Source organism: Paenibacillus sp. FSL F4-0243, assembly GCF_037963295.1.
Taxonomy (GTDB): domain Bacteria; phylum Bacillota; class Bacilli; order Paenibacillales; family Paenibacillaceae; genus Paenibacillus_AQ.
This window is the reverse complement of record NZ_CP150151.1, coordinates 1,691,529-1,702,469: the sequence shown is the minus strand read 5'-3', so window position 1 is coordinate 1,702,469 and position 10,941 is coordinate 1,691,529. Positions and strand designations below refer to the sequence as shown.

The 10,941-nt window shown below is 45.9% G+C and carries 13 protein-coding genes; 8 read left to right on the top strand and 5 right to left on the bottom strand.

All coding sequences use genetic code 11. The features are described from left to right. Positions 1-16: 16 nt before the first annotated feature. A complete protein-coding gene (locus NSS87_RS07685; RefSeq protein WP_339246036.1) occupies positions 17-328 on the top strand; it encodes a hypothetical protein in 312 nt (103 codons plus the stop codon). Here NSS87_RS07685 and NSS87_RS07680 read toward each other — a convergent pair. The 4 genes from NSS87_RS07680 to NSS87_RS07665 form a co-directional block, all read right to left on the bottom strand. After that, complete coding sequence (locus NSS87_RS07680) at positions 320-997, bottom strand: hypothetical protein (RefSeq protein ID WP_339246034.1); 678 nt, start codon at positions 995-997, stop codon at positions 320-322. The two genes, NSS87_RS07685 and NSS87_RS07680, sit on opposite strands and share 9 nt — an antisense overlap. 261 nt (positions 998-1,258) lie before the next feature. Next, a complete protein-coding gene (locus tag NSS87_RS07675) occupies positions 1,259-1,621 on the bottom strand; it encodes a rhodanese-like domain-containing protein (protein ID WP_042185939.1) in 363 nt (120 codons plus the stop codon). Then, positions 1,621-2,034 carry a rhodanese-like domain-containing protein gene (locus NSS87_RS07670; RefSeq protein WP_197071272.1) on the bottom strand — a complete coding sequence of 138 codons (414 nt, stop codon included), beginning with the start codon at positions 2,032-2,034 and terminating at the stop codon, positions 1,621-1,623. Before NSS87_RS07670 ends, NSS87_RS07675 begins: the two co-directional genes overlap by 1 nt. Before the next feature lie 9 nt (positions 2,035-2,043). Next, the gene (locus NSS87_RS07665; RefSeq protein ID WP_076298156.1) at positions 2,044-2,364 is read right to left on the bottom strand and encodes a rhodanese-like domain-containing protein; all 321 of its coding nucleotides are present in this window, start codon (positions 2,362-2,364) and stop codon (positions 2,044-2,046) included. A 102-nt stretch (positions 2,365-2,466) separates the two neighbouring features. On the opposite strand from NSS87_RS07665, the gene NSS87_RS07660 reads away from it, so the two are divergent. The 6 genes from NSS87_RS07660 (at position 2,467) to NSS87_RS07635 (ending at position 8,961) form a co-directional block, all read left to right on the top strand. Next, complete coding sequence (locus NSS87_RS07660; protein ID WP_042185935.1) at positions 2,467-2,751, top strand: metalloregulator ArsR/SmtB family transcription factor; 285 nt, start codon at positions 2,467-2,469, stop codon at positions 2,749-2,751. Between the two features lie 6 nt (positions 2,752-2,757). Continuing rightward, entirely contained in the window at positions 2,758-5,352 is a 2,595-nt protein-coding gene (locus NSS87_RS07655; protein WP_339246028.1) for an FAD-dependent oxidoreductase, read from the top strand. A 209-nt stretch (positions 5,353-5,561) separates the two neighbouring features. Further along, positions 5,562-6,254 (top strand): response regulator transcription factor, encoded by a 693-nt coding sequence (locus tag NSS87_RS07650; protein WP_339246026.1) that lies wholly within the window; start codon positions 5,562-5,564, stop codon positions 6,252-6,254. Positions 6,255-6,336: 82 nt separating this feature from the next. Beyond that, on the top strand, positions 6,337-7,260 hold the full coding sequence (locus tag NSS87_RS07645) for an ABC transporter ATP-binding protein (protein WP_036675740.1): 924 nt from the start codon (positions 6,337-6,339) through the stop codon (positions 7,258-7,260). After that, on the top strand, positions 7,253-8,014 hold the full coding sequence (locus NSS87_RS07640; protein ID WP_339246023.1) for an ABC transporter permease: 762 nt from the start codon (positions 7,253-7,255) through the stop codon (positions 8,012-8,014). Before NSS87_RS07645 ends, NSS87_RS07640 begins: the two co-directional genes overlap by 8 nt. Before the next feature lie 20 nt (positions 8,015-8,034). Beyond that, positions 8,035-8,961, top strand: coding sequence for a HAMP domain-containing sensor histidine kinase (locus NSS87_RS07635; protein ID WP_339246021.1), 927 nt, complete (start codon positions 8,035-8,037; stop codon positions 8,959-8,961). Between the two features lie 132 nt (positions 8,962-9,093). Here the strand turns inward: NSS87_RS07635 and NSS87_RS07630 are convergent, their stop codons facing one another. Next, positions 9,094-9,552, bottom strand: a complete 459-nt coding sequence (locus NSS87_RS07630) for an Lrp/AsnC family transcriptional regulator (RefSeq protein WP_076298160.1) — start codon at positions 9,550-9,552, stop codon at positions 9,094-9,096. A 169-nt stretch (positions 9,553-9,721) separates the two neighbouring features. On the opposite strand from NSS87_RS07630, the gene NSS87_RS07625 reads away from it, so the two are divergent. Further along, positions 9,722-10,900, top strand: coding sequence for a serine hydrolase domain-containing protein (locus NSS87_RS07625; protein ID WP_339246018.1), 1,179 nt, complete (start codon positions 9,722-9,724; stop codon positions 10,898-10,900). The last annotated feature ends 41 nt before the right edge of the window (positions 10,901-10,941 follow it).

Genomic DNA, 10,941 nt, shown 5'->3' with positions numbered 1-10,941 from the left:
TATTTCTACCCCTCTTTTGCTCAATTCCAGCCTTTTAGGTCGCATCTGGGGTATTTTTACCCCTCTTTTGCTCAATTCCAGCCTTTTGGGTCGCATCTGGGGTATTTTTACCCCTCTTTCGCTCAAATCCAACCTTGTGGGTCGCATCTGGGGTATTTCTACCCCTCTTTTGCTCAATTCCAGCCTTTTAGGTCGCATCTGGGGTATTTTTACCCCTCTTTCGCTCAAATCCAACCTTTTAGGTCGCATCTGGGGTATTTTTACCCCTCTTTTGCTCAATTTCAGCCTTTTGGGTCGCATCTGGGGTATTTTAATTGCCTTACCATAACTGAATATCCTTTAAGGAATGGATATATTCATATTTGCAGACTCTACCGCTCTCCTGAGAAACTATGGGGCAAAACTTTCCTTTTTGGCTGAGAGCACTCAGTCCTTTTCGAGCCGTACGCTTATCAATCCCAAGCTCCCTCACCAAATCAACCGGACGAATGCACCCATTCGTGCGAACCGCAATCCGCAAAATATCACGCTCCAGTCGGCAAAACTCCCCCTGCTCCTCCATCTTCACAGCGAGGTAAGGCATCAGCAATGGTCTTAACAAAGTAATCGTAAGTTCAGGATTCGCATCCAGATCATCATAAGGAATCGCCACGACCCGATAACCCGCGATTTGCAGATAAGTCTCTCGATTCAGCTCCTGCCTGTAGCGTGTTCGGTCTGTATTTTGCACATGTGGGCCGTAGCCTTTAACTTCAAACGCAAACTTAACCTGGCCAGGCTTCCACACAAAATCAACAAAGTAGGGCTTACTACGCCAATCCAACACTTCATATTCAGGATGAAGGTCATTGAAATGCCCCATCATAGGCCACCATACCTTCTCCAAAAACATCCGCTCACCATGGCCATGTCCACGCTCCAATCTCCCCCGCCGTTCTCCCGTTCTTCTACTAATATGATCCTCTACCCACTTACGATGCTCCTCCGTAAATCCCATACGTCACCCTCCTTCTTGGCATAAAAAAATCCCGCACCCAATATGGGTACGGGACGTGCTTCGTCCTATTCCTCAAAAGTATAGTATTCACTTTCTGATGCTGTCAATAAACACTCTACATTCAATGATAGATCCAGCAAAATTTAACTTATCGATCAAAAAAGCTAGTTGGTTTAAGTACGTTGCGTTAAAGCAAAGCCAGCTTTAGTAAGCTCATTTGGAGTTAGCTCTATTAGAGTTTGTTCAGAGAAATTAGTTCAGTTACCGTCGACTCAACTTCCCATTCCAGCTGCTTACCCCGCCCTGCAAATGTGCAAGGCGAGTATACCCCTGCTTGCTCAGAATCCGCGCTGCACTTTTGCTTCGCATACCGCTGCGGCAGTAGAGCAACACATCCCGATCCTTAGGGATTTCACCGAGCCGCTTTTCCAACTGAGACAGCGGGATGTTTTTCGCCCCCGGAATAAATCCACTCTTGTATTCATCCGGTTCGCGGACATCGATCAGCAGCCTATTTTTGGATTGCTCCATTTCGCTCCGAAACTCTGACACCTTTAACGTTCTTACACTTACACTTGCGCTTTTACCAAATCCGAGACGGGACATTAATGAGCTTAAATCCATTATCCTTCACAACAACCTTTCACTGAAATGTCGGAGAGTGTTCTTTTACTTCCTAAAAAATCACCATTTACCGCATATAACTTTCGAAAGCCCTGTTTATACAGAATTCTCGCAGCTTTGTTTCTTTTATAGTAACTATCAGCAAGGATTAGAACCGAATCGTCAGTAGATAGACAATGTTGCCAGACATAGGCTAACCGCCCGATCGATATATTTATCGAGCCACGGATACTATCCTTCTCATAATCTACGGCATCTCTAACATCGAGCATTTTCATGTCCAGTGATTGATCTGCTAATTCGCGAACGTCACGGGCTTCTACATAGGAGAGTGAACGGACTGGCCAAGCGGAACGTAAGAACCTTACTATACTAAAAGCAATTACTATACTCAGTAGGATCCTAAACATCATGTTCATCTATTACCCCCGTACCAAAAAATCATCCGTCCAAGCGCTTAATCCACCCGTCATGTTCACAACGTTATAACCCTTTTCGCTCAGCAGCTCACAAGCCAATCCGCTTCGACCACCACTTAAGCACATTACAATCATCTCTCCATTAGGATCTAGTTCATCTATACGCATTAACAGCTGCCCAAGCGGAATATGCTTCGCACCGATCACATGTCCCTCCACCCATTCGGCGGGTTCGCGTACATCCAGCAGCGTAGGAGCCTCTCCATTCTTCAGACGTTCCGCCACTTGCTGAGGGGTAATTTCCTTTGAAATTTTAAAAGACATCGAGCATCTCTCCTTCTCTTTTTTTAAAAATAACTTGATTTTAATATCACTATATCATAATATTACGATATAAGGATATTGTAAAGCGAGGAGTTCATAACCATGGACAAAAATTTCAAAGCCTATAATCAAACCGCCGAAACCCTAAAGGCTATCGCTCATCCCGTTCGCTTGTGCATCATTAAAGGTCTGCTTGAAAAAGGCAGCTGCAACGTTAGCTTCATGCAGGACTGTCTCGACCTTCCACAATCTACGGTATCCCAGCATTTGCAGAAGCTTAGAGCTCTAGGCATTGTCGAAACCGAACGTAATGGACTGGAAATTAACTATTCTGTTAAAGACGAGAAAATCAAACATCTAATTCAGCTATTTTTAGGGGAGGAATAAATCATCATGAGTAAAAAAGTACTGATTGTCGGAGGAGTTGCAGGAGGCGCATCAGCGGCCGCCAGGCTTCGGAGATTAGATGAAGAGGCTCATATCATCATGTTTGAACGTGATCCGTACATTTCTTTTGCCAATTGCGGACTGCCTTATTATATCGGAGGTTCCATTCAGGATCGCTCCAAGCTGCTGGTTCAGACACCAGAGGCGATGCATAAACGTTTTAACATCGATGTTCGAATTCAAAGTGAAGTGGTGTCTATCGACCCTGTGAACAAGAAAGTAAGAGTAGAAAGTATAGAAAAAGGCTCCTATGAAGAGAGCTATGATGCGCTTATTTTATCACCCGGCGCTAAACCGATTCGTCCGAATCTACCTGGTATCGAGAGTTCCAAAATTCACATGCTGCGCAACATTCCCGACACCGACAAAATCAAAACCAAAGTCGCAGCCGAAGGCACTCGTTCCGCCGTTGTGATCGGTGGTGGGTTTATCGGTGTTGAGATGGCGGAGAACCTCAGAGAAGCAGGTCTGGAAGTAAGCTTGATCGAGGCGGGTCCACAAATCTTAGCTCCGTTCGATACTGAAATGTCTTCTATTTTGGCAAAAGAGCTCGACGAGCATGGCGTTAATCTTATTTTTTCCGATATGGTCCAGGGGTTTGCAGAAGTGGGTGAACAAATAGAGGTTCAGTTGGCAAGTGGCACTGTGCTTCAAAGTGATATGGTTCTGTTGGCCATCGGCGTTTCGCCGGATACCTCTTTCCTGAAGGATAGTGGTTTAGAGTTCGGTCCACGCGGCCATATCTTGGTCAACGAGCGCATGGAAACAAATTTGGATCAGGTCTATGCAGTAGGTGACGCGGTCGAGGTGGTTGATTTCGTGAACGGAACTAAAACTGCTATTCCACTAGCTGGTCCTGCCAATAAGCAAGGACGGATTGCTGCGGACAACGTCAGCGGTCTAGGCACTACTTACAAAGGATCACAAGGGACTTCTATTATTAAGGTTTTTGGAGTCACGGGTGCTTCTACCGGCAATAACGAAAAAACATTACAACGTTTGGGCTTACCATATCACGTGATTTACGTACATCCAAGCTCTCATGCAACTTATTATCCGGGGGCAACTCCAATATCTATGAAGCTGATTTTTGATCCAAAAGGTACAGTACTCGGCGCACAAGCTGTGGGTTACAGTGGAGTAGATAAACGTATCGACGATATCGCTACAGTGATTCGCTTTAGAGGTACGGTCACTGATTTAACGGAATTGGAGCTTACTTATGCCCCTCCTTACTCTTCTGCTAAAGATCCAGTGAATATGGCTGGCTTTGCTGCTGAAAATATTTTGAAAGGCATGACTACAGTATTCGTTCCTAAGGATTTAGAAGGTCGTGACAACAACAATACCATTTTAGTTGACGTACGTTCGGAAATCGAGCATGCCAACGGTCATATTGAAGGCTCCATTAACATCCCTGTGGATGATTTGCGTGGTCGTCTAGCCGAGCTTGATCCTAGTAAAGAAATTTGGGTGTATTGCCAAGTTGGACTCAGAGGCTACACAGCTTCCCGGATTTTGCAGCAAAAAGGTTTCCGTGTGAAGAACCTGACCGGAGGCTATAAGACATATCAACTGAGTAAATATTCACCTAAAAAAAAAGATAGTCTGACGCCAAACGCAGGTATTTCAGCAGCAGCCCGTAAAGAAATCGCAACAACGGGAGCACCGGCGGGAACTGACACTAGCAATGGAACTGGAACTGGCACTGCTTCAGCTGCAGCCAATACCAACACTACAGCTTTCGCAGCCAACTCTAGCCCATCTGTATCCACCCCTTCCAAACAAGAATCGGATCTAACACCTGATTCCGTGCTTGATGCTTGCGGACTATGCTGCCCTGGGCCGCTGATCCAAGTCAAGATGAGCATGGACCCGCTCTTGGACGGGCAAGTCTTAAAGGTAACGGCTTCCGATCCGGGATTCTATGAAGATATTAAGGCATGGGCTCGCATGTCGAAGCATACGCTTTTGCAATTAACGAAGCTGCCTACTGGCATGATTGAAGCTTATCTGCGCAAAGGCATTACCGCGGATTCCGTACCTGCAGGAGCACAGCCCGTCCAAACTAGTAATGCAAGTACGATGGTGGTATTCAGCGGTGATCTGGATAAAGCGATCGCTTCCTTCATCATTGCCAACGGAGCTGCCTCCAGCGGCAAAAAAGTGACGATGTTCTTTACCTTCTGGGGTCTCAATATTATCCGCAAGGATGAGAAAGTGCCTGTGAACAAGAATATTATCGGTAAAATGTTCGGAGCGATGATGCCCCGTGGCAGTCGGAAGCTAACGCTTTCGAATATGAACATGATGGGCATGGGCTCCAAAATGATCCGCTCTGTAATGAAGAACAATAATGTCTCTTCTTTGGAAGAATTGATTCAAATGGCTGTCGACCAAGGCGTCGAGATCGTTGCCTGCCAAATGTCCATGGATCTTATGGGCATTACCCGTGAAGAACTGATCGACGGTGTTGGAATCGGCGGTGTAGGATATTACCTCGGTCAAGCTGATCAATCTAGTCATAATCTATTTATCTAAATACCTTAACACCGCAAAGAGACTCCTCTATTTATATAGAAGAGTCTCTTTGTTATATAAAAATGAACTCACCAGAATCGGTGATATAGATTTGAATAACCAAAATGCAGAAATTGGCTGGATCTGGATACAGAATCTAAAACCTGCTATCCTATTTAATAGGCATTCATCCGAATAATGACCTATTTTAGGTGAAATAAGGAGATTAAATGAATAACCCGATACATATTCTCGTTGCTGAGGACGACAGCGACATCAACCGATTGCTGTGCAACATTATTAAGAAAAGCGGCTACATCCCCCAACCTGCTTACTCGGGAACGGAGGCACTTCTCTATCTGGAGCAACGTCAATGGAGCATGCTGCTACTGGATCTGATGCTGCCTGGCATGTCGGGAGAGGAACTACTTGAGAAGATTGCCGGGCGGGACGATATGTCCGTAATTATCATTTCAGCCAAGGGTGAGCCCCAGACCAAGGTATCTGCCCTGCGGGCGGGGGCGGATGATTTCATTACGAAACCCTTCGACGTTGAGGAAGTCTCTGCACGGATCGATTCTCATCTACGTTTGTATTCGCGGATTGCGCAATCGGCTATGCCTAACGTGCTCCAGCATCAGGGTCTTGTACTTCATCGAGAGGCGATGTCGGTTACGGCAAATGGAGCGAAACTGACGCTCACAGCTCTAGAGTTTGAGATTCTCTCGTTGCTTTTGTCGGCCCCTAAGAAGGTGTTCACGAAAGCGAATTTGTACGAAAGGGTCTGGCACGAGCCATATTACGGGGATGACAATACGGTCAATGTCCATATGAGCAATTTGCGCAGCAAGCTAACCAAGGCCGCACCAGGAAGCGAATTTATCGAGACAGTATGGGGCATAGGTTATCGGCTCAAGCCTTAAGACATTCTTAAGATTTGGCTTTAGCTCTTCTTATGTTTTCAATTCTATACTTGGTCTATCACGAAAAGGAGGCCAAGACGAGATGTACGAGTATGTATTAAAAACAAATCAGCTATCCAAAAAGTTCAAGGGCCATACAGCGCTGGACAAAGTCAATTTGTCAATCCGTAAAGGCTCTATTTATGGTTTTATTGGGCAAAACGGAGCTGGAAAATCAACATTAATCCGGATTGTGACCGGACTTGCTTTTCCGACTCAGGGGACGATCGAGCTGTTCGGAGCCAGTGAAGAGCAGGCCTTGATCCAGGCTCGTAAGCGAATCGGCTCGATTATCGAGAGTCCCGCTTTGTTCCCCCATATGACTGCGAGCGAAAATTTAGAAGCAAACCGGATTCTACGTGGTATTCCCGGCAAAGATTGCGTTCCTAGAATGCTAGAGCAAGTTGGACTGCAGGGCGCCGGCAAGAAGAAAGCCAAGAATTTCTCACTTGGAATGAAGCAGCGGTTAGGTCTTGCCATCGCCTTGCTGGGAGATCCAGAATTTCTGATTCTGGACGAGCCGACCAATGGGTTAGATCCGATGGGTGTCGTCGAAATGCGCGAACTGCTCAAGCGACTAAACCGTGAGCTTGGCATTACGATAATGATCTCAAGTCATATTCTAAGTGAGCTGCATTTAATGGCAAGTCATTATGGCATTATTCATCGCGGTCAGTTGCTTGAACAACTCACTGCGGAGGAATTAAACGAGAAATGTCAGCAGTATTTGTTTATCAAAGTGGATGATCCGGGCAAGGCAACAGCCGTCATTCAGAACGAGCTGGGTACGGCCGATTTCGAAGTGATGCAGGATGGAACCATCAAGTTGTATAGCCGTATTGAGCAGCCAGGCAAAGTATCAACAGCGTTATTCTCTGCAGGCCTCGAGATCGAGAAGTTTATGCCTATGGGTGAAGACTTGGAAAGTTATTTTACGAAGCGGATTGGGGGGAATCCAAATGTATAATCTGATCAGAGTCGAGTTTTTCAAGCTCCGTAAGAATAGATCATTTTGGACTTTTCTATTGGCACTTTCCGTTCTCTCGCTTGCTTACCCATTGCTATATTATTTTGATCATCGGTCCAATGGGGAACCTCAGATCACCGGCGCTGAATTTCTGACTACCTTTATTTCAAGCAATGCCTACATTATTAAATTCGGCGTAGCCATTCTGGCTGGATTCTTTATCTCTAACGAATATTCCACAGGGGTCATGAAGACGATTGCATCTTCGGGCAACACCAGAGGCCGGCTGTTCGCAGCAAAACTAATCGTATTCGCAGTTGGAGCCATGGCGATTTCGCTCGTCTTTCCTATTGTCAGCACAGTCGAAGTCACGCTGCTTTCGGGCTTCGGTCATCTGCCGGAAGGAAGCACTACACTTTTCATACCGCGAGCCCTCGGGCTAACGTTGTTGTACACAGCTGGTTACGCAGCCATCGGGGCGCTGTTCACCGTAATCCTAACCGACAGCGGCAAAACTATCGGCTTCTCAATGATTTTCTTCCTTATGATCGATACGGTTTTGGCTGGTATAGGTTCGAAGATCTTTTTCTTTAGTAATTTGTACGATTATTCCATCTTCAAACTGGTGAGCGATATCGGTAAGCCCAGTATCGACAGTGGAGATTGGCCAGCGCTTTTACTTGTACCGTTGTTGACAATAGCCGTTTCCGGGGTACTCGGTATTCTCGTATTCCACAGAAAAGAAATCAAATAATAAATAGGAGGTGCAGGAGAGTGTTGCTTATTCTGACAATCATATTGTTTGCGGCAGGAGCTCTCCTGCTTTTCCGTTTGTTGATGTTAAGGCGAGAGCTAGGGCGGATAACAGGGCAATTGCATACCTACAATGAGCGATCAACCGGTAAAAAAATCGATGTGGCTCTATTCGACCAGAAGCTTGAGGCACTTGCGGGACAAATCAATCGTCAATCTAATTTAATCGTCGAAGCGGAAGCCCAACGAAAACGTGTCGAACAAGAATTCCGTCAGGCTGTAGCGAATATTTCACATGATATCCGTACCCCCCTCACCTCCATCTTCGGTTATATTCAACTGTTGGAGGATGAGTCAATTACCCCTGATGAAAAACTTGAATATGTTGCCATCGTTAAAAATCGGACGAAACGGCTGCAGGCACTGCTGAATGATTTTTTTGAGCTTTCCTTGATCGAATCGCTAGATTATCCTCTACATACCGAAAAGCTTGGGATGACGGCCCTACTCTCGGAAATTCTGGTCGGATTTTACGATTCTTTCAACGAACGCAATATTACACCGGATATACGGCTACCTGAGGAAAATGTATCCGTATACGCCGATGAGTCCGCTGTGCGGAGGGTTGTCGAGAATTTACTTGTCAATACGGTCAAACACGCGACCGGGTATGTGGAAATCCGTTTCGAACGACGGCAGGTAACAGCTGACTTAACGATAGTAAACGATGCGAAGGAACTAGCCGGAAGCGATGTTAACCTCTTATTTGACCGATTCTATACCGCAGACCGTACCCGATCTTCTCAAGCCTCCGGGCTGGGTCTCTCCATTGCCAAAAGTCTGATGAATAAAATGGGTGGCACGCTGACAGCCGAACTGGAGGGTGACAAACTGATAATGACCTGCCGTTGGAAACTAGGCGATGCTGACAATGTCTTAGCTAATTAATTTGAATGTAAAGGGGACCGACAACGATTTGTGGAACCATTTATCCTGAAAAATATTCCAATCAAAAAGACTCCTCTATTTATATAGAAGAGTCTTTTTGCGTTGAAGGGCTGGCAGAAGTAATGTTCAATTCTAACTCAGCAAGTTGATGCTTGCTTCTTCAAGCGAAGGTATAAGAAATTTATGATCGATTGGCGATGACATCACGATTAGAATCGTATAGGTACCGTATTTGTCACATTGATTTCCGAAATCCTCGAGGGCTCGTGTAGAGTCGGTTACTACTTTCAATAAGTAGTTGTGTTCCCCACTTATACGGTAACATTCGACGACATCAGGACTTGAGCGGCAGAAATCAAGGAATGCATTACAATCCCTAGAATGAAATAACATGTAGGCAGCAGCATGTTTTCCAATCTTTTCAGGGGAAATGATGGTGCGATACTCGCTGATGATACCTTTCTCCTCCATACGCCTAACTCTTTCCGTAACTGCAGGTTGCGATAAACCGACACATTTTCCCAGCTCTGTCATAGAAATTCTCGCTTGATTTTGAAGATGAAAAAGAATTTGCTTATCAATATGGTCCATCAAAATCACATCCTTTAAATTTAAGGTTCCTCCTATAAACTAGCTTGTAATTAACCGTTATAAGGCTAATTTAACTTAGTTACCTTATGTAATCAAGATAACTTGTTATATATAATAACCCTACAATAGTAAAGTGTTCCTGGCTTTAACTATTCCGAAGGGATGAAGAATGTTGAGTATATTGGATTCAAACAAAATAAATACAGAATGGTTATCAGGTCGCATCGATGAAGTAATTGATCGAACCCTTGCTGACAAGCTCCTGGTCGGTGCTGTCATTAAAGTGGCGATAGATGGGGAACTCGTTTATAGCCGCGCTGCCGGTCTTGCCGACCGCGAGATGAGCAGACTTATGCAAGAAGACGCCTTATTCCGGCTCGCCTCTGTTAGCAAACCTATCGTTTCAACGGCAGCCCTAGTATTAGTTGCGCAAGGTCGACTACAGCTGGATGACCGCGTTGATCGTTGGCTCCCAGAGTTTCGGCCACGTTTGCAGAATGGCGAGTTCGCGACATTGACGATTCGTCATTTGATGACGCACACAGCAGGCCTTTCTTACCGATTTTTCCAAGAAGAGAATGGTTCCTATCAGTCAGCAGGGGTATCAGATGGTATGGATCAGTCCGGCATCACATTGGAAGAGAACCTGCGTCGTCTTGCCTCTGTCCCCCTCCTCTATACGCCAGGTACCGAGTGGAAATACTCCATCGCGACAGATGTGCTAGGAGCAGTAATTGCAAAGGTCACAGAAACACCGCTCAATGAGGCCGTACATTCACTCGTGACAAAACCGCTTGGCATGAGCGACACGGGTTTTATTGCAGTCAATCGAGAACGACTGGCTACTTCCTATGCCAATGATACTCCAGAGCCACGGCCTTTACATGATCCCGACAGTATTGCCTTTATGGAGGGAACGGCTGGATTCCTGCTTGCCCCTGGTCGAGCACTTGACGATACTGCCTATCATTCTGGAGGAGCTGGCATGGTCGGCAGTGCTGGGGATTTTTTGCAGCTGCTGGAAACATTACGTAAGGGCGGAGCACCGCTGCTACCAGAGTCTCTGGTTCACGATATGACGACCAACCAGATCGGTGATCTGCCAATGGCCTTCTGGCCAGGACGAGGCTTTGGCCTAGGCATTACGGTACTGAAGGATCCTGTCGCCGCAGACACTTCGGAATCCCCGGGTACATGGCGTATGGGTGGCACCTATGGTCATTCGTGGTTCGTCGACCCCGAGCAACGGCTCAGTGTCGTGGCATTTACTAATACTGCACTAGAAGGTATGTCGGGTCAGTTTACCGTTGACCTTTGTGATGCCATTTATGATAGACGTAATAAATAAAGAACGAACACAAAGAGCCTTGGTCCGGAATGAACCGGTCT